The sequence below is a fragment of the Amycolatopsis roodepoortensis genome, assembly GCF_014873915.1.
Taxonomy (GTDB): Bacteria; Actinomycetota; Actinomycetes; order Mycobacteriales; family Pseudonocardiaceae; genus Amycolatopsis; species Amycolatopsis roodepoortensis.
Genome location: NZ_JADBEJ010000005.1, coordinates 2,586,165 through 2,609,972, shown reverse-complemented (window position 1 = coordinate 2,609,972; position 23,808 = coordinate 2,586,165). Strand labels below are relative to the sequence as shown.

Genomic DNA, 23,808 nt, shown 5'->3' with positions numbered 1-23,808 from the left:
CGAGGGTTGGCGCGTGGCGATCGATTTTCGGGGGGTCTGCGGTTTTCGCGAGCCAGGTCGAACTCGGGAGGACCGGCCGTCGGACGGTACCGGTGCCGGTCTGACAGCGGGTCGGTGAGGAGGCCGAAGCGACGGCTGTGCGAAGCTGGTCGTCGATATTCGGCAATGGCGGCCGTGTGCTTGGCGCCTGGCAGTGCGCAGACAGGTTTTCTTGAACGCTGCCCCTGCACTGTCGGATTTCGGTAATGGTCGCCAGTGTGTCGACCGTTGTTGCGCTGCCGGTGGTGCTCCGTGGCTGGTGGTTGCCGGATTTCGGCGATGGCACAGGCGCCGGTCACGCGGCTTCGGGAGGTTCCCTGGGACTGGTGGGTGGCTGTCGCCGGATTTCGGCAACAGTACGGGTGTCCGGTCTTGGTCGCGTGGTTTGGGGTCGTTCCCCGGGATACGCGGGCGGCTGTTGCCGGATTTCGGCGACTGCCTAGGTGTCGGTCTTGGTCAGGTGGTTTCGGGTCGTTCCCTGGGACCGGTGGGCGGCTGTCGTCGAATTCCAGCAACTGCACCGGTGTCGGTCTGGGTCACGTGGCTTCGGGTCGTTCCCTGGGACCGGTGGGCGGCGTCGCCGGATTTCGGCGACAGCACCGGTGTCGGTCTCGGCCGCGCGGCTTCGGGTCGTTCCCTGGGACCGGTGGGCGGCTGTCGCCGGATTTCGGCAACAGCACGGGTGTCGGTCTGGGCCTCGCGGCTTCGGGATGTTCCCGGGACCGGCGGGCGGCCGTCGCCGATTTCCGGCGACAGCCCAGGTGTGGGTCTTGGTCACGTGGTTTCGGGTCGCTCCCCGGACCCGTAGGCGGCGTCGCCGATTTCCGGCAACAGCACAGGTGTCGGTCTCGGCCTCGCGGCTTCGGGATGTTCCCGGGACCGGCGGGCGGCCGTCGCCGGATTTCGGCAACTGCACCGGTGTCGGTCTTGGTCACGTGGTTTCGGGTCGCTCCCCGGACCCGTAGGCGGCGTCGCCGATTTCCGGCAACAGCACCGGTGTCGGTCTCGGCCGCGCAGCTTCGGGTAGTTCCCGGGACCCGTAGGCAACCGTCGCCGATTTCCGGCGACAGCCCAGGTGTCGCCCCCGATCACCTGACAACGGCCCACGCCCCGGACCCCGTCGCCGAATCCGGCACAGACACGCCGACGCGACACCGGGACGCCCCGCCACCCCTTGCCGATTTCCGGCAACGAAGGACCAGCCACAAGCCCCACCCTGCAGCCTCGGTGACCCGTGACCGGCGGGGGCATACTGACAGTCGTGATCGAACGCCCTCATGTCCTGCTCTCCGCCGCGGTCTCGCTCGACGGCTACCTCGACGACGCGAGCGAAACCCGGCTGGTGCTGTCCAACGACGAGGACTGGGCCAGGGTGGACGGGCTGCGCGCGGCGTCGGACGCGATCCTCGTCGGCGCGAACACGGTGCGCGCGGACGATCCGCGGTTGCTGGTCCGCTCACCGGAGCTCGTCGCGAAAAGGGTCGCGGAAGGACGCCCGGAGCAACCGGTCAAGGTCACCCTCACGCGGAGCGGGTCACTCGATCCGGCGGCACAGTTCTTCACCGTCGGTGAAGCCGAGAAGCTGGTCTACGCGCCGCCCGGCGTCGTCACGGGAGTGAAGGCGACCATCGTCGAACTGGCCGGCCTAAGCGAAATGCTGGCGGATCTCTACGCGCGCGGCGTCCGGCGGCTGATGGTCGAAGGCGGCGGCGCGATCCACACCCAGTTTCTCACCGAGGGTCTGGTCGACGAACTGCACCTGGCCGTCGCGCCGTTCTTCGTCGGCGATCCGCGCGCGCCGCGCTTCGTCGGCCCTGGCGCCTTCCCGCGTGGGCTGACCCTGGTCGAAAGCACGAGGCTGGGCGACATCGCCGTCCTGGAGTACCACGCGACTCCCGAACCGTCCGATGTGGACATTCGGCATCTGCGCGAGGCCATCGCGCTCGCCGAGAACTGCCCGCCGCGCACCTTCCGCGTCGGAGCGGTGATCGTCGCCGCCGACGGCGAAGTGATCTCCACCGGTTTCTCGGGCGACGGCGATCCCGCCAACCACGCCGAAGAAGCCGCCCTCGCCAAGCTCGCACCCGGAGATCCGAGGCTGGCGGGGGCGACGATGTACACGTCACTGGAGCCGTGCAGCTCGCGGACGTCACATCCGCGAAGCTGCACCCAGCTCATCCTCGACGCCGGCATCCCGCGCGTCGTTTTCGCCTGGCGCGAGCCGTCGGTGTTCGTCGACTGCGTCGGCGCCGAGACGTTGGAGACGGCCGGACGCCGGGTGGTCGAGGTACCCGCCCTCGCCGCCGACGTCCGCCGCGCGAACACCCATATCCGGGGTGTCCACCTCTGAAACTACTTGCAGGCGTCGCAGCAGCCGCAGCCCAGACCGGTGCACGCCGAGCAGCAACCGTGGCGAAGCACGACCTTCAACAGACGCTTGATCATCGCTGTCCTCCCGATCATTGACGTCCCACCGCCCTTGTCACGCTAAGTTCTGCGCATATGACAGTGGTACCGCCGGGAGTGCCACGGGGCTGCTCCAGCGGGTGATGTCAGGATTCGAGATCCCCCTCCAGCGATAAGTAGACCTCGCGCAGCTGAGCCAAAAGATCGGCGTCCGGCTCCGCCCAAAGCCCCCGGTCGGCCGCCTCGTTCAGCCGTTCGATGATGCCGCGAAGCGCCCACGGGTTGGCCTGGCGCAGGAACTCCTGGTTGACCTCGTCGAGCACGTAGGACTCGGTGAGCTTCTCGTACATCCAGTCGCCGACCACGCCCGCGGTGGCGTCGAAACCGAACAGGTAGTCGACGGTCGCCGCCAGCTCGAAAGCGCCCTTGTAACCGTGCTTGCGCATCGCCGCCAGCCAGCGCGGGTTGACCACGCGGGCGCGGAAGACGCGCGCGGTCTCCTCGCCGAGCGTCCGCGTGCGGACCGCGTCGGGGGTGGTGCTGTCGCCGACGTAGGACGCGGGCGCGGTGCCAGTCAGCGCGCGGACCGTCGCGATCATCCCGCCGTGGTACTGGAAATAGTCGTCGGAGTCGGCGATGTCGTGTTCACGGGTGTCGGTGTTCTTGGCCGCGACCACGATCCGCTTGTACGAGTTCTCCATGTCCTCGCGCGCCGGCCTGCCGTCGAGGTCGCGGCCGTAGGCGAACCCGCCCCAGACCGCGTAGACCTCCGCGAGATCCTTGTCGTCGCGCCAGTTCCCGGAATCCATCAGCGGCAGCAGCCCCGCGCCGTACGCGCCGGGCTTGGAGCCGAAGATCCTCGTGGTGGCCCGGCGTTCGTCGCCGTGCGCGGCCAGATCCGCGCGGGTGTGGGCGCGCACGAAGTTCTGCTCGTCCGGCTCGTCGAGGTTTGCCACCAGGCGGACGGCGTCGTCCAGAAGGGTGATCACGTGCGGGAAGGCGTCGCGGAAGAACCCGCTGATCCGCACGGTGACGTCGATCCGGGGGCGGCCGAGTTCGGCGAGCGGGATCGCCTCGATACCGGTGACCCGCCGCGACGCCTCGTCCCAGATCGGCTGGACACCCAGCAGGGCGAGGACTTCCGCCGCGTCGTCACCCGACGTGCGCATCGCCGACGTGCCCCAGACCGAGAGGCCGACCGAACGCGGCCAGTCACCCGTGTCCTCCTTGTAGCGGCGGAGAAGCGAGTCCGCGAGCGCCTGCCCGGTCTCCCAGGCGAGACGGCTCGGGATGGCCTTCGGGTCGACGGTGTAGAAGTTACGACCGGTCGGCAGCACGTTGATCAGGCCGCGCAAGGGGGAACCGCTGGGCCCGGCCGGGATGTAGCCGCCGTCGAGCGCGTGGAGCACGGCGTCGATCTCGGCGCCGGTGCCCGCCAGCCGCGGCACGATCTCGGTGGCGGCGAAGGTCAGCACGCGGGCGACCTCCTGGTGTTCCGGCACCTCCGCGACGACCTCGGCGACGGCGTCGGGGGACCAGTCCCTGGCCTCCATCGCCTCGACGAGCGAGCGGGCCGTCTGCTCGATGGCGTCCACTTCGGACAGTGGGGCGTCGCTGTTCTCCTTGAGCCCCAACGCGGACCGCAGCCCGGGGACCGCGCCCTGCTTGCCGCCCCACATCTGCTGGGCGCGCAGCATGGCGAGCACGAGGTTGATCCGCGCCTCACCCACCGGCGCGGCGCCGAGGATGTGCAGGCCGTCGCGGATCTGGGCGTCCTTGACCTCGCACAGCCAGCCGTCGATGTGCAGCAGGAAGTCGTCGAACTCCGCGTCGTGCGGGCGTTCCTCGACACCGAGGTCGTGGTCCAGTTTGGCGGCCTGGATGAGCGTCCAGATCTGGGCGCGGACCGCGGGCAGCTTCGCCGGGTCCATCGCGGCGATGTTGGCGTGCTCGTCGAGAAGCTGCTCCAGGCGGGCCATGTCGCCGTAGCTCTCGGCGCGGGCCATCGGCGGGATCAGGTGGTCGACGATCGTGGCGTGCGCGCGCCGTTTCGCCTGCGCGCCCTCACCCGGGTCGTTGATCAGGAACGGGTAGATCAGCGGCAGGTTGCCGAGGACGGCGTCCGGCGCGCACGAGTCGGAGAGACCGGCGGTCTTGCCGGGAAGCCATTCCAGCGAACCGTGTTTGCCGAGGTGGACGACGGCGTGCGCGCCGAACTCCTCCTCCAGCCAGCGGTACGCGGCCAGGTAGTGGTGGCTCGGCGGGAGGTCCGGGTTGTGGTAGATCGCCACCGGGTTCTCGCCGAAGCCGCGCGGCGGCTGGATCATCAGGATGACGTTGCCCGATTGCAGGGACGCCAGGACGATGTCGCCGTTGTCGACGTAGAGCTCGCCGGGCGCGGGGCCCCAGTGTTCCTCCATGCCCTCGCGCAGCTCCGCGGGCAGCTCGGCGAACCACTGGCGGTACTTGTCGGCGGGCACACGGATCGGGTTGCCGGACAGCTGTTCCTCGGTGAGCCACTCCGGGTCCTGCCCGCCCGCGGCGATGAGCGCGTGGATCAGCGCGTCCCCGTCGGGCTGGTCGGTACCGGTGGGCTCCACGCCGGGGAACGGGTTCTCGCCCAGGTCGTAGCCCTGGTCGCGCATGCGGCGCAGCAGTTCGATCGCGGACGCGGGCGTGTCGAGGCCCACGGCGTTGCCGACGCGGGAGTGCTTCGTCGGGTACGCGGACAGCATCAGCGCGATACGGCGTTCCGGCGGGGGAGTGTGGCGCAGCCGGGCGTGCGCGAGCGCGATCTTCGCGACGCGGGACGCGCGTTCGGCGTCCGGCACGTATTTGGGGAGGCCGTCGTCGTCGATCTCCTTGAACGAGAACGGGACGGTGATGAGCCGGCCGTCGAACTCGGGGACGGCCATCTGGTTGCCCGCGTCGAGCGGGGAGAGGCCGTCGTCGTTGGCCGACCAGGTCTCGCGGTCGCTGGTGAGACACAGCGCCTGGAGGATCGGGATGTCGAGCGCGGCCATCTCGGCGACGTCCCACGCCTCGTCGTCGCCGCCCGCGCCGACCTCGGACGGCCGCGTGCCGCCGGCGGCCAGCACGGTGACCAGGAGCGCGTCTGCCTTGGCCAGCTCGGCCATCATCTCCGGCTCGCGGGTGCGCAGGGACGCGCAGTGGATCGGGAGCGCGCGGCCCCCGGCGGTCTCGACGGCGTCGGACAGCGCGTGGACGAACTCGGTGTTGCCGGACAGGTGATGCGCCCGGTAGTAGAGGATCGCGATGACCGGACCCTCGGTGGACTTCGGCTCGCGCTCCAGGACACCCCACAGCGGTTGCACGGCGGGCGGCTCGAAGCCGTCACCCGTCAGAAGGAGCGTGTCGCTCAGGAAGCGGTGCAGCTGGGTGAGGTTCTCCGGCCCGCCCTGCGCGAGGTACGCGTGCGCCTCCGCCGCCGTGCCCGCCGGGACCGTCGAGAGCTTCATGAGCTGCGCGTCCGGCGTCTGTTCACCCCCGAGGACGACCACGTGCGCGCCGCTCGCGCGGACCGTGTCGAGTCCCTCCTGCCAGCTGCGTTCGGAGCCGAGGATCCGGACGACGACGATCGGGGCGCCCTCGAGCAGGGCGGGCAGCTCGGCCAGGTCGAGCCGGGCCGGATTCGCCAGCCGGTAATCGGCCTCGCTGGAACGGGCGCTGAGCAGGTCGGTGTCCGAAGTGGACAGAAGCAGGATCACAGCGTTCCTCACTCGGGGTGTCCGCGCCCCGGGTCGTGCGGTCGCGCCGGCCGGAGTTCCTGGCTTCCCCTCTTCACCGGGAGGGGTGACAGTGGCGGGACCGCCCCGGACTCTCACCGGGTTCCTCCACCTGCCGACGCGTGGTTTCTCCGGTTCACTCTCCGGTGCGGTCCGGCGGGAGTCAAGGTGATGTGCGGCCGGGGTCGAACGCGTACCCCATACCGCGGGCGGTGCGGATGTGACCGGCGCCGATCTTGCGGCGCAGGGTGCGGACGTAGACGTCGACGATGTTGGAGCCGGGGTCGAAGTCGTAGCCCCACACGTGGGAGAGGATCTGCTCGCGGGTGAGCACCTGGCCCTGGTGGCGGATGAACAGCTCCAGGAGGGCGAACTCGCGTGAGGTCAGCTCCACGCCGGTGCCGTCGACGTCCGCGCGGCGCGTGCGCAGGTCCAGCGACAGCGGGCCCGCGTGCAGCACGGTGGTCTCGGCCACGAGTTCGGTGCGGCGCAGCCGAAGCCTGATCCGGGCCAGCAGCTCGTCGAAGCGGAACGGTTTCGCCATGTAGTCGTCCGCGCCGCCCTCCAGCCCGGCGAGGGTGGTCTGGGGCGAATCGTGCGCGGTGAGGATGACCACCGGCGTCGTGTTGTGGTGTTCGCGCAGGGTCCGCAGCACGGACAGACCATCGCGGGACGGCAGGCCGAGGTCGAGGACCAGCAGGTCGTAGCCGTCGCCGAGGGCGTACTGGAGGGCCTGCTCGCCGTCGGCGACCACGGTGGTGGTGAAACCGTTGGCGACGAGCCCCTTGCGGACGAACGAGGCGATGCGCTCTTCGTCCTCGGCGATCAGGATGCGGGCCACGGCGTGCCTCCTTCGACGGCGTGAACAGGGATTTCGATGGTGAACCGGGCGCCGAGGCCCGGTGCCGACTCCAGGCGCACCAGCCCGTGCTGAGCTTCGGCGATGGCGCGCACGATCGCCAGTCCGAGCCCGGCCCCGCCCCGGTGGCCGCCGGACGGCCCCCGGTTGAACCGCTGGAAGATCTTCTCGGCGTCCTCCTGTGGCACACCGGGGCCGTGGTCGGCCACCCAGAACGACACGGTGTCCTCGGTCACGGCGGAGCCGATCAGGATCTCGTCGCCGTCTTCGGTGTGCTGGACGGCGTTCTGGGCCAGCTGCACCACGGCCTGGGTCGTCCGTTGCTCGTCGAGCGCCACCTGGCCCTCACCGAGTGCCTCCAGCCGCCAGCGACGGTCGCCGAGGGTGCGGACCTTGGCGTAGAGGTCGCTGGTCAGCTCGGTGACGTCGGTGGGCGCGAGGGTGACGAAGTCGGGTTGCTCGGCCTTGGCCAGCAGCAGGAGATCGCCGACGATGCGGTTCATCCGGTCGAGTTCGTCGACGCACAGCCGGATCGCTTCGGCCCGCGCGACGGGATCGTCGTCGAGCAGTTCGAGATGGCCGAGCACGATGGTGATCGGGGTCCGCAGCTCGTGGCCGGCGTCGTCGAGGAAGCGCCGTTGCGTGGCGAACGCGAGGTCGAGCCGGTCGAGCATGGCGTTGAACTGTTCGGCGAGCGCGGCGACGTCGTCACGGCCGTCCACCGGGATGCGGCGGGTCAGGTCGTGTTCGGTGATCTCGGCGGCGGCGCGGCGCACCAGCCGCACCGGGGCGAGGATCTGTCCGGCGACCAGCCACGCCGCGGCTCCGGCCAGGACCAGGCCGAGCAAGCCGACGAACAGCAGGGTCCGCACGGTGGTGGCGATCTCGGCACGGTCGCGATCCACGAAGTAGCCCACGACGAAGGAGCCCCGGTCACCCTCTCGGGTGCCGGACGCGTCGACGCGGATCCAGCGCATTTCCCCGGCGGGGGTATCGACGCTGCCGCTGCGCGCCGGGTCGGCGAGGATCGGGTTCAGCAGCCCTGGGCTCTCGCCCAGGCGGAACGGTTCCTCGCGGTCCTGCAGGATCGGACCGGAGGACGGCGTCCAGGCCAGCACCACTTCGTCGTCGTCGACGTACTGGCGCCGCAGATGCGCCGACAGCGCGGACCGCACGTCCGGGAACGGCTGCCCGGTGGCGCGGTCCACGCCTTCTTCCAGCACCTGGCCGAGTTCGGCGGCTTCCTGTTCGAGCGCGGCGTTGATGTCGCTGTCGGCCTCACGCAGCAACAGGTTGTACGTGACCAGCGTCGTCGCCACCGTCACCACGGCGACGAGCAGCAGGAGCCAGCCCATGATCCGGATTCGCGCGGGGATCGCCCGCGTCCTGCGTTCAGTCGTCGTCGGCACCGTCGTCGTCCTGGTCGTCTCCCGGCGGGACCACCGGCGGCGGTGGCACGACGACCGGCGTCGAGCTGCTGGTCGGCGACGGGGGCGGTGCCGGGTGCTCTCTCAGTTTCACCTCGATCGGTGCCCTTGGCGCGGGCGGTTCCGGCCAGGCCCAGGTGACCACCGCGGCACCGAGGGGGAGCGCCACGGCGGCGACGAGCAGGGCGATGCGCGAGCGGGCCATGGCTTCACCCTCCTCGTTGTCGATGTGGCGAAGATGAGGACAAGATGAAGGAATCTTCACATAACGGGCGTGGACAGACGGGTGCCGACCAGGACTATCCGCAGCATCCGCTCGGCGGCGTCGGTCAGGAATTCGGCGCCACGCAGGATCGCCTCGTCCAGGTCGACCGGGCCCGGCTGGATGGCCTGGAAGGCGTCGATGCCGACGGCGTAGGTGGTGTCGGCGTCCATGCCGATCCGGCCGGCGAGGGCGACCACCGGCTTCCCGTGCGCCTTGGCCCGGCGGGCCACCTCGGCGGGCACCTTGCCGTGCGGGGTCTGGGCGTCGATCGTGCCCTCGGCGGTGACCACGAGATCGGCCGCGGCGAGCCGGGCGTCGAGGTCGATGTGGTCCAGCAGCACCTCGAACCTTGGCAGTAGCCGGGCGCCCAGCACCGCGCACAGTCCCGCGCCGAGACCGCCGGAAGCACCCGATCCGGGGACGAGCGCGACGTCGGTGCCCAGGTCGCGGCGCAGGACGTCGGCCCAGTTGTCCAGCGCGGCGGCGAGTCTTTCCACCTGCTCGGGGGTGGCGCCCTTCTGCGGGCCGAACACCCTGGCCACGCCGCGCGGGCCGCACAGCACGTTGTGCGGGTTGACCGCCAGCCGGAGCCCGGTGTCGGCGAGCCTGGGATCGAGCCCCGAGACGTCGATGTGCCGGGCCCGCGCCAGCTCCGCCCCGCCTGGGCCGATCTCCTGACCGGCGCGGTCGAGCACCCGTGCGCCCAGCGCCTGGAGCGCTCCGGCCCCGCCGTCGGACACGCCGGAGTCTCCGCAGCCGACGAGCACCGAGGAACACCCCGAGTCGAGCGCGGCGATCATCAGCTCGCCGACGCCACGGCTGGTGGTGCGCCCGGGATCGCGGCGGTCGGCGGGCACCAGGCGCAGGCCCGCGGCCGCCGCCATCTCGACCACCGCCGTCGACCCGTCGCCCAGAATCGCGAAATGGGAGCGCACCGGCAGCCCGACCGGACCGGTGACGACGGTGTCGACCACCTTCCCGCCGGTGCTCCCGGCGAGCGCGGCGGCCGAACCCTCCCCGCCGTCCACCAGCGGGACGCGGTCGATCTCCGCGAACGGGACGACCCGGAGCACCCCCTCGGCGATGGCGTCGGCGGCCGCTTCGGCGCCGAGACTTTCCTTGAACCCACTGGGGGCGACGACGATCCGCATGACTTCCTCCTGATGGGTTATGGCACGAGTGACAGGCCGAGGGACGGCCAGACGAGCAGGGCGAAGACGGCGACGACGACCACGTGCAGCGGTGCGAGCACGGCCGAAAGCCGGAGCAGGTCGCGAGCCGAATAGGTCGGCACGCCGTCGATGTCGGAGAACAGAGCGACCGGTTTGGCGGACGAGGTGAGGGTGTGGCAGAACCCCGCCGCCGCGGTGGACGCGAACACCGCCGCGGCCGGGGCCAGCCCGGTGGCCGCCGCGAGCGGGATCACCACCGGCACCAGCACCGAAGACCGCGCCGAACGGGACTGCACCGCCAGATGCGCGGCCGTGCTCACCACGATCACGGCGAGCAGCACCACCCACGCCGGCGCGCCGCGGACGGGACTCAAGGCCACGTCCGCCACCCAAGCCGCCGCACCCGACCCGACCAGGGCGCTGCCCAGCGCGGCGGTCGCGGCGGTGAACAGCAGCAGCGACCACGGCACGGTCTTCAGCACCGCGCCGGTGGTGACCTGATGGGGTGGCACGCACATCGCCAGCGCGCCGATGAGCCCGACCAGCGCGGGCGGCAGGCCGTGCCACGATTCGGTGCACCACAGCACCAGCACCACACCGGTGGTCACGGCCGCGAACCGCTCGGTCCGCGTCCACGGCCCTCGCGGCGGGAACCGTGCGCGCAGGTCGAACCGGGCACGGCGGTCCTCGCGCGTGGTGAACAGCCGCAGGACGACCTCGGCCGCGAGATGCGACGAGACCATCGCGAGCGGCAGGCCCAGCACCAGCCAGCGCAGGAAGCCGATGCCGTCACCGGTCGCTTCACGCAGGAGCTGGTCGGCCACCAGATGCGCGCCCGCGCCGATGAGCGTCGAGACCGCCGACAGCAACACCACGGTCGGGAACAGCACCGAGAGCGCCTTGGCCATCCGCGGGAGCGCACTCGCCAAGGCGGTGAACACCGGCACGGCGAGCGCCGCCCGCCCCGACGTCGAGGGGACCACCAGCGACGAGACCACCAACGCGACCGTCGACAGATGCGCCAGCCCCCGCACCGAGCGCGCCCGCGCGGGCAACACGGCCACGAACCGGTCGACCAGCCCCGAACCGGTCAGCCCGGCCGCCAGCACGAACGCCGCGATCAGCAGCCACACCAGATCCGCGCCGAGCGTGGCGAACAGATCGGCGGGCGCCAGGATCCCGGTCACGGCAAGGACGGCCACCGCCGCGAGCGCGACCCACGTGTCGTCCAGGCTGGTCAGCACCCATGCGCCTACGGCCGCGGCGAAGACGGCCAGCACCAGTGCGCCTTGCCAGGTCGGTCCGCCGGGCACGAGCGCGGTGGCCGACGCCGCGATGGCCGCGGCCGCGATCAGCCACGTCTTGTTGCGCTTCTCGGGTTCCTGGGGTTTCTGGGGCTGTGTCGCTCGGGTCGTGTAGGTGTAGGCGGTCACGGTGACCAGCCTGTGGCGCGCTCCTGAATCGTCCGTTAAGGACGGATGAGGAGGTCTTCATGTTGGCGGGCTACCGCTTTCGTGGCCCTTCCGCCGCCCGGCGGAGGCGCTCGCGGGCCTCGTCCTCCGACAGTGAGGTGACGGGTCGCCCGGCCGCGTGCTGGAACTTGGCGTCGTAGGCCCTGGTCCAGACGCCTGCCGCCCACGACCGGCGGAGTTCGCCGGCGTCGAACTCCCGGCCGCGAGCACGGCTATACGCGTCGAGGAACCGCTGCGTGTCCTCCACGGTCGCCAACTCGTCCGCGCTGACGGTCGAATACAGCGCGGCGGCGAAGCCGACCAGAACGGCTTCGTCCGCCACGATCACACTGTCCCAGTCGTGCACCACCAGGAGCGTGTCGCCGCTCCAGCGCAGATTGCCTGCCAGCCAGTCGCAGTGGCCGATCACGGCGTCGGACCCGCCGTCGCGCAGCAGGTCACGGGCACGGCGTCCCGCGTCATCGATCCACACCTCGCCGGGCACTCCGTCGAGATCCTCCGGCCCCGGCCACAGTCCGTCCCCGCCGTGATCCCAGTTCGCCCACGAGGGTGCCGGATCGAGCGCGGGCATCTCGCCGGGCGCCGGAGCCAGCCGGATCAGCCACGCGAACGCCTCGGCGAAAGCAGTGGCCGCGTGCTCCGCGCTGGGGAGCGCGGCACCGCCGGGCACGTAAGCCTCCGCGGTGGCGACGTCGCCGCTCAACGGCGCGGCGCCGGTGAGCGGCCGGGGGCACGGATAACCGGCCAGGAACAGGCGGCGCTGGACTTCCACGCAGGCCGCCACCCTCGGCGAATCCGGACGTATCTTGACCACGACCTCCCGGCCGTCGGCCAGCCGCAGCCCGATGACGGCGGACAGGAACCCGGATCTGAAGAGCTCGTCGGCCGATGGGCTGCCCAGATGGTCCCTGCACCACTGGGCGAGGTGTCCAGGATCGACGTCACGAGTGTGGGGTGACACCGGCACATCCTCACATGCGTTCGTGGTGTCGGTGTCCCTTGTGGACTATCGGTGACGTGCTGACGATGCCCCGGTGGGCATGCCGAAGGGCCCGTCGCCTGGGTGGCTGGCGGGCTCCTCGGGTTCAGCGGTGGTGGAGGGTGTTGCGGCGGGGTTGTCGGAGCGGATCTCGGTATTGGGGTGGGATGAACTCCGGTAACCCGTCGGCGGCCATTCGGACTTCCCAGTCGCCGTGGTGGATCAGCCGGTGATGAAACCCGCACAACAGCACGAGATTCCGGAGATCTGTCAGTCCGCCATCTGCCCAGTGATGAATGTGGTGGGCGTGGCAATTCTTGGGTTTCCGGTGACAGCCGGGGAACGCGCAGCCACCGTCACGAATGTTCAACGCCCGTCTTTGCCCGGGCGTGACGAATCGTCGTAGCCGACCCACGTCGAGGGGTTCACCGGCGGCGCTCAGCACGATCGGCAGCATGAGGCAGTCGCAGGCGGCGAGTCGGGCTTCGCGGGCGGTCATCGTTCCGACGAAGTCGAGGCAGGCGGTGCCGAGGCCGGATTTGAGTTCGTCGAGTCCGATGGTGACGTGGACGAGGGTGCGGTAGCCGCTGGTGCCGGGTTGGTCGGGGCAGGCGATGGCGAGGTCGAGGAGTTCGGCCCAGGCGTCGCCCAGGCGTTCGCATTTCATCCGCAGGTCGGCTTGCCCGAATTCGTCGACCGGTCGCGGCTGGGCATACGCCTCCAGCGCGGCCGCCGTCCGGGCACCCGTCTCGTCGTCCAGCAGGCCGGTCAGTTTCCAGAACCCGTCCCGGCGGCGCTCCAGCGTGAGTTCCCGGCGTGGTTCCTTCGGCTCCGGATCCTTCGGCTCCTTGCCGTCAGGGTCGAGCCAGCCCAGCAGGTTCGCTTCAGCCTTGGCGAGCTGGTGCGGACCGGCGTTCGGGGCGAGGTCGGCGAGGATCTTCTCCGCGACCGCCTTATCTTCGGCGGAGGTGTCGGCAGGGAGTCTCTTCAAGATCTCCAGGATCTGGTCGATCCGTTCATCCCCGACCAATCCCTCGGCGGCGACCGCGGCCGTCTCGGGTGCCACGGCCGGGGCTTCGGTGCCATCCAGGTTCCGCGTCGGGTTCAACGCGATGGCCCGCTTCACCACCGCGCCCGCTTCACCGCGCGACAACCCCGCCATCTCCGCGAGCCAGCTCGCCGTACTGCCATGCCCGAACAAGTCTTTCGCGCCCCGAGACTCGACCTCCGCCAGAAACCGTCCCAAACCAGCGGTCGCCACCCGAATCACCCGCAAAGACTGCAGCACGCCATGGGCAAGCTCCAGCTTGCCGGCACGCCACAACTCCTGCGGCAACTCGGGAAGAAAGGTCTCGGACACACCTCCATAATACCGAACTTCATCGAACAGGTGTTCGTAATTTTAAGCGACCAGCGAAATGAGCGTTCAACACTGAAGGGTGAATCCGGCGCTTTGGTGATTTCACCCTGAGCAAGCTTCGCAATTAGTCGACTAAATGCGTGCGTCGGGGGCGCGGAAAGCCATGTCGGCGGCCACCGGGACCGCTCGACCTGCCGCCGTCGAGGGTTGCGAAAGCCACTTTCGCAACCCTCAACGTCGCGAAAGTGGCTTTCGCAACCCCATCCCTCGGTGGCCACGAGGAACGCCGCGGGCGAGGCCGTCCGCTCCAAGCGGCAAGGCCGATCCACCCCGGGCAAGGCACCCGAAGCGCCGCAATCAGTCGGCTAATTGCGAAACGCGCAGGCTCACGCCGACCGGTCCGACGAAGAGTCGCCGATCCGCGGGAAAGGGGCGGTGGAGAAGATGATCTCCACCGCCACCTCGAAGAACGCCGCGATCCGCAGGGCGAGGTAGAGGCTCGGGCTGTACTCGCCGCGTTCGAGGTAGCCGATGGTCTGGTAATGCACACCCAGCGCATCGGCGAGTTCGCGGCGGGAGATGCCCCGTTCCGCCCGCAACATCGCGATCCGGTTGTAAACGACCTCGCTCATGAGCTAGCCAATTCGCTGCATCGCCTTTTCCCGTCGTGCCGCCACCGAGGACCCGGACTCGCGCCGCGCCATGCGCCGCAGGACGACCGGGGCCAGCGTCAATCCGATCACGGTCCACACCGACAGCACGCCGAGGGTCTCCCATGGCCGCCAGGACTGGCCGATCTCGATGACCACCGTCGAGTCCGGCAGCAGCGCCGACCGCATACCGAGGCCGAGCCAGTACATCGGGAACACCTGCCCGAGGTACTGCAGCCACTCCGGCAGCGCGGTGATCGGGTAGAAGATCCCCGAGATCGCGCCGATACCCAGCGTCGGCAGCATGATCAGCCCGATGCTGCGCGCGTTCGTGGTCAGCGAGCCGAAGATCGCGCCGATCGGCATGGTGGCCAGCAGACCGAGCACCAGCACCCACAGCAGGCCGAGCCAGGACGTCCACCCGCCAGGGGCGATGCCGTCGAACAGGAACAGGCAGGGGACCAGTACCAGCAGGATTCCGATGACCGTGTTGAAGGAAACCGTGACGACCTTGCCGACGAGGTAGCCGATCATGCCGTTCGGCGTGGCCTTGGCACGCAGCAATGTGCCGTCCTCGCGTTCGACGGCGAGGACGCCCGCCATCCCGAGCATGCCGCTGAACACGATCGACGCGCCCAGCACGCTCGGCACGGTGGCGGCGCCGAGCGAAAACTCCGTGCCCGGCAGCTTCGAGTCGCGCATGAAGAACATGACGATCACGAAGATCGCGGGGAAGAGGAAGGTGTTGAAGAGGTCTTCCCGGTTGGTCATCATCTGGCGGGCTTCGAGCCAGCCGCGCCGGACGCCCAGCCGGACACTGTGCTGAATCGTGTTCATCGCGCGGCCACCGCCTCGAGGGATTCGGCCTTGCGGACCAGGGTCATGTACGTGTCTTCGAGTGAGGCCCGCCGGACCTCCAGATCGCCGATGGCGTCCCCGTGCTGTTTGAACAGTTCGTGGACGTACTTCGTCGATTCGGTCGTGGAGTGCACGAAGCGCTGGCCGTCCAGCGTCCAGCGCACCTCGGCCTCGCCGGCGATCTGCCTGCTCAGCGCGTCGGCCGAACCGTCGGCGACGATGCGGCCGTGGTTCAGGATCAGGATCCGGTCGGCCAGTTTCTCGGCCTCGTCGAGGTCGTGCGTGGTCAGCAGGATCGTCGTGTCGTCGTCATCGGTCAGCCGGTGCACGAGCTCGTGGAACTCGCGCCGCGCCTCCGGGTCCAGCCCGGCGGTCGGCTCGTCGAGGAACAGCAGTTCCGGACGGCCGACGATGCCGATCGCGACGTCGAGACGGCGCCGCTGCCCGCCCGAGAGCATCCGGACCCTCTTGTCCGCGTGCGCGGTCAGGCCGACCGCGGCGACCAGCTCGTCCGGATCCCACGGCCGCTTGATGCGGTCCGTGGAATACGGCGCGTAGTAGCCGCCCAGGTGCTCCAGCAGCTCGCGCACCCGCCATTTCGCGTGGTCGCGCCAGGCCTGGAGGACGACCCCCAGTCGCGCCCTCCAGTTCTCGTCCGCGTGCGCCGGGTCGGTGCCCAGCACGCTGACCTCGCCCTCCGAACGCATCCGGAAGCCTTCGAGGATCTCGATCGTCGTGGTCTTGCCCGCGCCGTTCGGACCCAGCAGGCAGATCACCTCGCCGCGATGCGCGGTGAAGTCGACGCCGTGGAGGACGTCGTTCGTCCCGTACCGCATGCGGAGATCTTTGACGGAGATCATCACGTCCTGTGGATCTCTCATTGGTCACCCCCATCTCAGTGCTGCGATCGAATGTAGCACATCTACTACATATGATCTGAGACATACTCTCGTCGGAATCGGCCATCTACAGTGAGCGCATGTCCACGAGCGCACGTGTCCGAGCCGACGCGTGCCCTGGTGTTTTCGCCACGCACGACGCCGCCGACGGCCCGCTCGCCCGGATCCGGCTGCCCGGCGGCGCCATCACGGCGGACCAGTTCAGGGCGCTCGCGGACGCCGCGGACGACCTCGGTGACGGCGCCCTCCACCTGACCTCCCGCGGGAACGTGCAGCTGCGCGGCGTCACCCGGCCGGGTCTCGCGGGCAGGCTCACCGCGGCCGGGCTCCTGCCCTCGCCGTCGCACGAACGCGTCCGCAACATCCTCGCGTCGCCGCTCAGCGATACCGCCCAAAAACTCGCCTCGGCGCTCGACGACGCCCTGTGCGCGGTCCCCGAGCTGGCCGAACTCCCGGGACGCTTCCTCTTCGCCCTCGACGGCGGCCGGGGTGACGTCGCGGGCGAGGGCGCCGACGTCTGCTGGCGCGACGGAGCCGTGCTGCTCGCCGGGGAGGACACCGGCTTGCGGGTCACCGCCGAGCACGCCGTCGAGACGCTGCTTTCGGTCGCGCGAGCGTTCCTGCGCCTGCGCGGAACGGCCTGGCGGATCAGCGAACTCGCCGACACCACACCGTTGATCGAGCGCATCCCAGGCGAAACGGCGGAGCCGCGGAGGTTCGAAGTGAACCCAGGCCTCCCGATCGGGCCGATCGGGGACGCGACCGGGATCGCCCCGGTGTTCGGCAGGCTCACCTCGGCTCAGGCGCGCAAGATCGCGAAGGCCGGGAACGCGGTGGTCACCCCGTGGCGGTCGATCCTGGTGCTCGGTCCCCTGGAAGCGGATCCCGGGCTGATCACCGATCCGGACGCGCCGTCGCTCGGGATCAGCGCCTGCGTCGGACAGCCGGGCTGCGCCAAGTCGCTCGCCGACGTGCGGGCCGACGCGGCGCTGGTCGGCCGGACCCCGAGGGTCCATTTCGCCGGTTGTGAACGGCGCTGCGGCAAACCCGCGCGCGAGCACGTCGACGTGCTCGCGACGGAGGACGGTTATCTGGTCGACGGGGTGTACGTCCCGGTCGGCGAGCTGGCGAGAACGTTGGCGGAGAAAGGGACACAGTGATCGACTACATCCGGGACGGGGCCGAGATCTACCGGCATTCGTTCGCCACCATCCGTGAGGAGGCGGATCTCGCGATCCTCCCCGACGACGTCGCGGTGCTGGCCGTGCGGATGATCCACGCCTGCGGGATGGTCGACCTGGTCGACGACCTCCGCTACAGCCTGGACGTGGTGGAATCCGGCCGCGCCGCGCTCGAAGCGGGCGCGCCGATCCTGTGTGACGCCAACATGATCGCCTCCGGGGTGACCCGCAAACGTTTGCCTGCCGCCAACGAGGTGCTGTGCACGCTGTCCGACCCGAAGGTGCCGGGCCTGGCCGAGCGGATGGGGACCACCCGGTCCGCGGCCGCGCTGGAGCTGTGGCGCGACAAGCTGCCCGGTTCCGTGGTGGCGATCGGCAACGCGCCCACCGCGTTGTTCCGCCTGCTGGAACTGCTGGAAGAGGGCGTCGGCGCGCCGGCGGCGATCATCGGGGTCCCGGTGGGCTTCATCGGCGCCGCCGAGTCCAAAGTGGAGCTCGCGAAGCGGGCACCCGCCCCGTACCTGGTGGTGCACGGACGCCGCGGCGGCAGCGCGATGGCCGTCGCCGCGATCAACGCGATGGCGAGTGAGGTCGAATGAGCGGGCTCGGGAAACTCTGGGGTGTCGGGCTCGGGCCCGGTGACCCGGAACTGATGACGGTCAAGGCGGCCCGCCTCATCGGCGAGGCCGACGTCATCGCCTATCACAGCGCGCGGCACGGCCGGAGCATCGCGCGTTCGGTCGCCGAGCCGTACCTGCGGGACGGCCAGATCGAGGAGAAGCTGGTCTACCCGGTCACCACCGAGACCACCGACCATCCCGGCGGCTACGAAGGCGCCATCGCCGACTTCTACGAGCTGAGCGCGAAACGGCTGGCCGAGCACCTCGACGCCGGCCGCGACGTGGTCGTGCTCTGCGAAGGCGACCCGTTCTTCTACGGCTCCTACATGTACATGCACGAACGGCTCGCCGACCGCTACGAGGCGACCGTGGTGCCCGGCGTGACCTCGGTCAGCGCGGCGTCCTCGGTGCTCGGCCGCCCGCTGGTGCAGCGCGACGAGGTCCTCACCATCCTGCCCGGCACGCTGCCCGCGCCGGAACTCGCGCGGCGCCTTGCCGACACACAGGCCGCGGCGGTGCTCAAACTCGGGCGCACGTTCGGCAACGTCCGCGAGGCGCTGGCCGAAGCCGGGAAGCTGGACGAGGCCTTCTACGTCGAACGCGCGACCTGGCAGGCGCAGCGCGTCGAGCCGTTCGCCGACGTCGACCCGGAGTCGGTGCCGTACTTCTCACTGGCACTGCTGCCCAGCCCGGCCTACGCGTCCCGGCTCGCCGACGAACCCGAAGTCACCCGGAAGCAGGAAACGCACACCGGTGGCGAAGTCGTGGTCGTCGGCCTCGGTCCGGCCGGTCCCGGCTGGCTGACCCCCGAAGCGACCGAGGAACTGGCCGCGGCGGAACACGTCGTCGGCTACGGCCCGTACGTCGCGCGAGTGCCGCAGCGCGCGGGCCAGCAGCGGCACGCGTCGGGTAACCGTGTCGAGGCCGAACGCGCCGTCGAAGCGCTCGAACTGGCCGCGAACGGAGCCAAGGTCGCCGTCGTCTCGTCGGGTGATCCGGGCGTGTTCGCGATGGCGTCGGCGGTGCTTGAGCAGGTCGCGGCCGGGCACGGCGCGGGCGCCCGGGTGCGGATCGTGCCCGGCGTGACGGCCGCGCAGGCGGCCGCGTCCAGGGTCGGCGCGCCGCTGGGCCACGACTACTGCGTGCTTTCGCTGTCCGACCGGCTCAAGCCGTGGGAGATCATCGAACGACGGCTCGACGCGGCGGGCGCGGCGGATCTCGTGCTCGCGCTGTACAACCCGGCGTCCCGCACGCGGACCACGCAGCTCGCGCAGGCCCGCGACGTCTTGCTCCGGCATCGCGCGCCGGAGACCCCGGTGGTCGTCGCCCGCGACGTCGGCGGGCCCGAGGAGGACGTCCGCGTGGTCACTCTCGGCACCCTCGATCCGGCCAGTGTCGACATGCGCTGCCTGCTGATCATCGGCTCGTCGAAGACGCGCGCCGAAAACGGCGTGGTCTGGACGCCGCGCACCTACGAATGATGCCCGAGGCCCGCGTTGCGGGCTTGGGCGAGCAGCACCTCCCGGTCGTCCGTGCCGGCCTTGGCGTGGATCGCCGAGACGACGTTGCGCACCGTCTTGGGCGCGAGCCCGAGCCGCCGCGCGACGGCCGGGATCTCCAGCCCGTCCGCCAGCAGGCCGAGCACCTCGTGCTCGCGTGAGGTCAGCCGCGGGAACGCCCGCATCGGCTGCGACGCGGCCAACAGGCCGTAAAGCCGGTCCGCGGCGCGCTCGCCGAACACCACCGCCCCCGCCGCCACCCCGCGGATGAACCGGACCAGGTCGTCGTGACCCGCGCTCCGGGACAGGACGCCGCGCGCGCCCGCGAGCATCGCGGCGACCACGAGCTCGCCGTCACCCGGTGGGGTCAGGACGAGGACGGCGGTCCCCGGCACGCGCGAAGCCACTTCGCGCGTCACGGCGAGCCCGTCCAGCGCGGGCGGGTGAACCGGAAGGACGAGGACGTCCGGGCGAAGGGCCGTGGCGTGCCAGACCGCTTCGCGTTCGTCGGGGGTGTGGGCGACCACCTCGAGCTCGGGCGACACGGGCGGTTCGGGGACACCCGCGAAGACCACGCTCACCGCTTGGGTTCGAATCGGCACGCCATCGGTTGTAGCGCAGAACTTTTGTACAGTGTCGGGCCGTTTTCGGTGAACAATGTCCCTTCGATAACGCTTCGACGATCAGGGGGGCCTGGTGCCGAGACGCGAGCGTCCGCTGGGGCCGGGCGACGACGTCGTCGTGAGCTTCGCGGCGGACCTTCGGCTGCTTCGCGAGAAGGCCGGAGGGCCGACGTACCGCGAGCTTTCGACCCGTGCGGGTTACTCGGCCGCCGCACTCTCCGAAGCCGCCGGCGGACGGAAGCTGCCGGGGCTCGCGGTGACGACCGCGTACGTCACCGCGTGCGGCGGCGACGTCCCGGCATGGGAGGAGCGCTGGCGCACGGTCGCCGCCGGGCTCGCCGCGGCCGCGGGCGAACGCGACGAAACCGAACTGCCGTACCTCGGGCTGGCCGCGTTCCAGACGTCCGACGCCGCCCGGTTCTTCGGCCGCGAGCGCCTGGTCGCCGAACTGACCGGCAAGCTCACGGAACGACGGCTCGTCGGCGTCTTCGGCGCTTCGGGTTCGGGGAAGTCGTCCGTCCTGAGGGCCGGGCTGGCGGCGTCGAGCGAACGTCCGGTCGTCCTCCGCACACCAGGGACGCACCCGCTCGAAGAGGACCTCGACGCCGAGGGCCGGCTGCTGATCGTCGACCAGTTCGAGGAGGTCTACACGCTCTGCCGGGACCAGGCCGAACGCGAGAAATTCGTCGACGCGCTGCTCGCGCTCTCCCGCGACGAGCACGGGACGCGGGTCGTCCTCGGTGTCCGCGCGGATTTCTACGGTCACCTCTGCCGCCACGCCGGTCTCGTCGAGGCGCTCACCGACGCGCAGGTGATGGTCGGCCCGATGACCGCCGACGAGCTCCGGACCGCGATCGTCGAACCCGCCGTCCGCGCGGGCTGCCGGGTCGAGGCGGCGCTGGTCACGACGCTCGTCGCCGACGCCACCGGCCAGCCCGCGATGCTTCCGCTGGTCTCGCACGCGCTGCTGGAGACCTGGCGGCGGCGCCAGGGGATCACGCTGACCAGCGCGGCCTACGAGGCGGCCGGCGGGATCCTCAACGCGATCGCGCAGACCGCCGAAGCCGTCTACACGGATCTGGAGCCGGACAGACAGCGCCTCGTGCGGCAGATCTTCCTTCGGCTGACCGCGCTCGGCGAAGGCACCGAAGACACGAAGCGCCGTCTCAACCGCCGCGAACTCGACGACGACCCGGCGACCACGGAGGTCCTCGAACGCCTCGCCGAGGCACGTCTGCTGGTCCTCGACCGTGACGGCGTCGAGATCGCCCACGAGGCGTTGATCCGCGGCTGGCCCCGGCTGCGCGACTGGCTGGCGGAGGACCGCGAAGGGCACCGGCTGCATCGCCGGCTCGCCGAAGCGACCGAGCTGTGGGAGTCGCTGGATCGCGACAAGGGCAGCCTGTACCGGGGCACGCGGCTGGGGCGCGCGGCGGAATGGGCGGAACGGGAGCCCGGCGCGCTGAGCGCACGCGAGCGGCAGTTCCTTCAGGCCGGGCTGGACGCCGAAGCCGAGGAAACCGCTGTCGGCCGCAAACGGACGCGGAGGCTGCGAAGGCTCGTCGCGCTCCTCGGCGTCTTGCTGCTCCTCGCGGGGGTCGCCGTCGGATACGCCGTCGATGCCGGGCGGACCGCCACCGATCAGCGGAACGTGGCACTCGCGCGCAAGGCCGTCGTCGACGCGAAGGCGTTGCGGGACTCGAACCCGGCGCTGTCGACGCAGCTCAGCCTCGCCGCGTACCGGCTCGCGCCGATCCAGGAGACCCATGACGGTCTGCTCGCGGCCATGGCGGCGCCGTTCCCCACCCGGATGGTCTTCGACCCCGGCGAGGTCACCGTCGCGCTGAGCGGGCAGCTCATGGTCACCGCGGACAACTACCGGGCGACGCAGGTGTGGTCGATCGCCGACACACGGCGTCCGGCGCTCCTGGCGACGCTGCCCGGTTCGGAGGAGATCCGCGGGCCGCTGGCGTTCAGCCGCGACGGGCGGGCGCTGGCGACCGCCACCCGGGATCACCGGGTCCGGCTGTGGGAGCTGACCGATCCGCGGAAGCCGCTGCGGAAGGCGGACGTCACCGGGCACCGGAACACGTTGCTCTCCCTCGATTTCAGCCCGGACGGCCGCCGGCTCGCCACGGGGTCCGTCGACCGCACCGTCCGGCTCACCGACGTCGGGGACCTCGGCGCGCCGAAACCACTCGGCGGAATCCCGGCCCCCGAACTCGAACGCGCCGTGTTCAATCCCGACGGCACGATGCTCGCGGTCACGAGCACGAACTGGACGGCGGAGCTCTGGGATGTCACGGCGCCGTCCGCGCCACGGCGGCGCTCCGTCCTTTCCGGACACAAGGACCTCCAGCTCACCCCGGCGTGGAGCCCGGACGGGCGGCGGCTGCTCACCACCAGCTGGGACCGCACCGCGAAGCTCTGGGACGTCGCCGATCCGGCGGCGCCGCGGCCGCTGTCGACGCTGACCACCCCGGCCGTGGTCTGGGCGGCCGGGTTCAGCCCGAGCGGCAGGCTGGTGGTGACCGCGGGGGACGACCAGTCCGTGCGGCTCTGGGACGTCACGGGTCCGGCGAAGGAACTGCCACCCCTTTCGGGGCATACGAACGCGATCTGGTGGACCGCGTTCTCCCCGGACGGCAAGACCATCGTCTCCGCCAGCGCCGACCGCACCGTGCGGCTGCAGGACGTCGGCGAACTGGCGCTGGCTTCGAGCGTGGGCTGGAACGCCGGCACGTTCACCGAACAGGGGCGGATCCTCGTCACCGCGGGGGACGACGCGCGGCTCTGGGCGATGGACGATCTCCGTGCGCCGAGACAGCTCTCGAAACTCCCCGGCCCGGCCACCGTCACCGCCGTCGCGCTGAGCCCGGACCGGCGAAGCCTCGCGCTCGCGACACACGACGGTGGCGGGGTGTCCGGGCGGTTCCTGCTCCAGCGCTGGGACATCGCCGATCCGGCGGCGCCGCGGCTGCTGGCGTCGACCGAGGTGAAACCCACGTACTCGCTCGCGTTCAGCCCCGACGGGAAGACCTTCGCCTCCGGCCACGACGACGGGCCGGTCCAGCTCTGGGACGTCGGCGATCCCGGGCGGTTCGCCGAGCCGCGGGTCCTCCCGGTCGGGGACGGCACCGTGTGGTCGCTCGCGTTCACCCCGGACGGGCGGACACTCGTTGCGGCTCAGGGACCGGATTCGTCCGCGGTGACGCTGTGGGACGTCACCGATCCCCGGCGCCCGGGGCTGACGTCGACCCTGCGGCCCGACGCCGGGGCTTTGTACAAGGCGGCCGTCAGCCCGGACGGCCGCACGGTGGCCGCGGGCAGCAGCGATCGGAACGTCTACCTGTGGGACATCGCGGATCGCGCGCACCCCGTGCGGCTGGCGAAACTGGGCGGCAATCCCGAAGGGGTCGGGCATATCGCGTTCGGGCCGTCCGGCCGGGAGCTGGCGGCTTCGGCGTTTCGCACGGTGCGCGTCTGGGACGTCGCCGATCCGCGGAAACCGGTGGAGAAGGCGCAGCTCACCGGGTTCGCGGCGACGGTCAACTCGCTGGTGTACCGGGACGACGGGCATACGCTCGCGATCGGGAGCAGCGGCGTCCAGCTGTGGCAGACGAACACGGACCGCGTGAGCGAGGAGATCTGCGCGCTGGCGACACCGAGGATCACGCGGGAGGAGTGGGAGCGGTATTTCCCGGGGCTGGAGTACGCGCCGCCGTGCGGGTGAGGGGGCTGCCCGGTCGTCGC

17 protein-coding genes and 1 riboswitch are annotated in these 23,808 nt (G+C 70.7%); of the genes, 5 read left to right on the top strand and 12 right to left on the bottom strand.

From position 1 onward, the window contains the following. The first annotated feature begins 1,300 nt into the window (after window positions 1–1,300). The gene (locus H4W30_RS31600; RefSeq protein ID WP_192746112.1) at window positions 1,301–2,389 is read left to right on the top strand and encodes a dihydrofolate reductase family protein; all 1,089 of its coding nucleotides are present in this window, start codon (window positions 1,301–1,303) and stop codon (window positions 2,387–2,389) included. Window positions 2,390–2,591: 202 nt separating this feature from the next. Here the strand turns inward: H4W30_RS31600 and cobN are convergent, their stop codons facing one another. The 11 genes from cobN to H4W30_RS31545 all read right to left on the bottom strand — a co-directional run bounded on the left by cobN (window position 2,592) and on the right by H4W30_RS31545 (window position 16,114). After that, window positions 2,592–6,173, bottom strand: coding sequence for a cobaltochelatase subunit CobN (gene cobN / locus H4W30_RS31595; RefSeq protein WP_192746111.1), 3,582 nt, complete (start codon window positions 6,171–6,173; stop codon window positions 2,592–2,594). Between the two features lie 35 nt (window positions 6,174–6,208). Continuing rightward, a riboswitch (cobalamin riboswitch) is annotated at window positions 6,209–6,322 on the bottom strand. Window positions 6,323–6,354: 32 nt separating this feature from the next. Continuing rightward, window positions 6,355–7,032: a response regulator transcription factor gene (locus tag H4W30_RS31590; RefSeq protein WP_192746110.1), complete on the bottom strand. Its 678-nt coding sequence runs from the start codon at window positions 7,030–7,032 to the stop codon at window positions 6,355–6,357. Beyond that, window positions 7,017–8,459: a sensor histidine kinase gene (locus H4W30_RS31585; RefSeq protein WP_318780701.1), complete on the bottom strand. Its 1,443-nt coding sequence runs from the start codon at window positions 8,457–8,459 to the stop codon at window positions 7,017–7,019. The genes H4W30_RS31590 and H4W30_RS31585 overlap by 16 nt, the downstream gene beginning before the upstream one ends. Next, complete coding sequence (locus tag H4W30_RS31580) at window positions 8,443–8,682, bottom strand: small hydrophilic protein (RefSeq protein WP_192746109.1); 240 nt, start codon at window positions 8,680–8,682, stop codon at window positions 8,443–8,445. Before H4W30_RS31580 ends, H4W30_RS31585 begins: the two co-directional genes overlap by 17 nt. Window positions 8,683–8,738: 56 nt before the next feature. Then, a complete protein-coding gene (locus tag H4W30_RS31575; protein ID WP_192746108.1) occupies window positions 8,739–9,893 on the bottom strand; it encodes a glycerate kinase family protein in 1,155 nt (384 codons plus the stop codon). Between the two features lie 17 nt (window positions 9,894–9,910). Then, window positions 9,911–11,347 (bottom strand): SLC13 family permease, encoded by a 1,437-nt coding sequence (locus H4W30_RS31570; RefSeq protein ID WP_192746107.1) that lies wholly within the window; start codon window positions 11,345–11,347, stop codon window positions 9,911–9,913. Between the two features lie 70 nt (window positions 11,348–11,417). Next, window positions 11,418–12,347 (bottom strand): phosphotransferase family protein, encoded by a 930-nt coding sequence (locus H4W30_RS31565; protein ID WP_318780700.1) that lies wholly within the window; start codon window positions 12,345–12,347, stop codon window positions 11,418–11,420. 124 nt (window positions 12,348–12,471) lie between these two features. After that, complete coding sequence (locus H4W30_RS31560; protein ID WP_192746106.1) at window positions 12,472–13,725, bottom strand: HNH endonuclease signature motif containing protein; 1,254 nt, start codon at window positions 13,723–13,725, stop codon at window positions 12,472–12,474. 386 nt (window positions 13,726–14,111) lie between these two features. After that, window positions 14,112–14,357: a helix-turn-helix transcriptional regulator gene (locus H4W30_RS31555; RefSeq protein WP_192746105.1), complete on the bottom strand. Its 246-nt coding sequence runs from the start codon at window positions 14,355–14,357 to the stop codon at window positions 14,112–14,114. A 3-nt stretch (window positions 14,358–14,360) separates the two neighbouring features. Beyond that, complete coding sequence (locus tag H4W30_RS31550) at window positions 14,361–15,212, bottom strand: ABC transporter permease (protein ID WP_192746104.1); 852 nt, start codon at window positions 15,210–15,212, stop codon at window positions 14,361–14,363. Beyond that, a complete protein-coding gene (locus tag H4W30_RS31545; protein WP_192746103.1) occupies window positions 15,209–16,114 on the bottom strand; it encodes an ABC transporter ATP-binding protein in 906 nt (301 codons plus the stop codon). Before H4W30_RS31545 ends, H4W30_RS31550 begins: the two co-directional genes overlap by 4 nt. A gap of 98 nt (window positions 16,115–16,212) precedes the next feature. Between H4W30_RS31545 and H4W30_RS31540 the strand changes: the two genes are divergently transcribed. The 3 genes from H4W30_RS31540 to H4W30_RS31530 are packed head-to-tail and all read left to right on the top strand — an operon-like array spanning window position 16,213 to window position 19,414. After that, window positions 16,213–17,292, top strand: a complete 1,080-nt coding sequence (locus H4W30_RS31540) for a precorrin-3B synthase (protein ID WP_192746102.1) — start codon at window positions 16,213–16,215, stop codon at window positions 17,290–17,292. Continuing rightward, window positions 17,289–17,912 carry a precorrin-8X methylmutase gene (locus tag H4W30_RS31535; protein WP_016332061.1) on the top strand — a complete coding sequence of 208 codons (624 nt, stop codon included), beginning with the start codon at window positions 17,289–17,291 and terminating at the stop codon, window positions 17,910–17,912. Before H4W30_RS31540 ends, H4W30_RS31535 begins: the two co-directional genes overlap by 4 nt. Then, window positions 17,909–19,414 carry a precorrin-2 C(20)-methyltransferase gene (locus H4W30_RS31530; protein WP_192746101.1) on the top strand — a complete coding sequence of 502 codons (1,506 nt, stop codon included), beginning with the start codon at window positions 17,909–17,911 and terminating at the stop codon, window positions 19,412–19,414. The genes H4W30_RS31535 and H4W30_RS31530 overlap by 4 nt, the downstream gene beginning before the upstream one ends. Here the strand turns inward: H4W30_RS31530 and H4W30_RS44595 are convergent. Beyond that, the gene (locus H4W30_RS44595; RefSeq protein ID WP_257488630.1) at window positions 19,405–20,034 is read right to left on the bottom strand and encodes a response regulator; all 630 of its coding nucleotides are present in this window, start codon (window positions 20,032–20,034) and stop codon (window positions 19,405–19,407) included. The two genes, H4W30_RS31530 and H4W30_RS44595, sit on opposite strands and share 10 nt — an antisense overlap. A 94-nt stretch (window positions 20,035–20,128) precedes the next feature. On the opposite strand from H4W30_RS44595, the gene H4W30_RS31520 reads away from it, so the two are divergent. After that, window positions 20,129–23,788 (top strand): nSTAND1 domain-containing NTPase, encoded by a 3,660-nt coding sequence (locus tag H4W30_RS31520; protein ID WP_192746100.1) that lies wholly within the window; start codon window positions 20,129–20,131, stop codon window positions 23,786–23,788. Window positions 23,789–23,808 lie beyond the last annotated feature (20 nt).

Coding starts and splice junctions, on each gene's coding strand:
- H4W30_RS31580 (WP_192746109.1), bottom strand. CDS start 8,682: ATGGCCCGCTCGCGCATCGCCCTGCTCGTCGCCGCCGTGGCGCTCCCC.
- H4W30_RS31575 (WP_192746108.1), bottom strand. CDS start 9,893: ATGCGGATCGTCGTCGCCCCCAGTGGGTTCAAGGAAAGTCTCGGCGCC.
- H4W30_RS31555 (WP_192746105.1), bottom strand. CDS start 14,357: ATGAGCGAGGTCGTTTACAACCGGATCGCGATGTTGCGGGCGGAACGG.
- H4W30_RS31550 (WP_192746104.1), bottom strand. CDS start 15,212: ATGAACACGATTCAGCACAGTGTCCGGCTGGGCGTCCGGCGCGGCTGG.
- H4W30_RS31545 (WP_192746103.1), bottom strand. CDS start 16,114: ATGAGAGATCCACAGGACGTGATGATCTCCGTCAAAGATCTCCGCATG.
- H4W30_RS31540 (WP_192746102.1), top strand. CDS start 16,213: ATGTCCACGAGCGCACGTGTCCGAGCCGACGCGTGCCCTGGTGTTTTC.
- H4W30_RS31530 (WP_192746101.1), top strand. CDS start 17,909: ATGAGCGGGCTCGGGAAACTCTGGGGTGTCGGGCTCGGGCCCGGTGAC.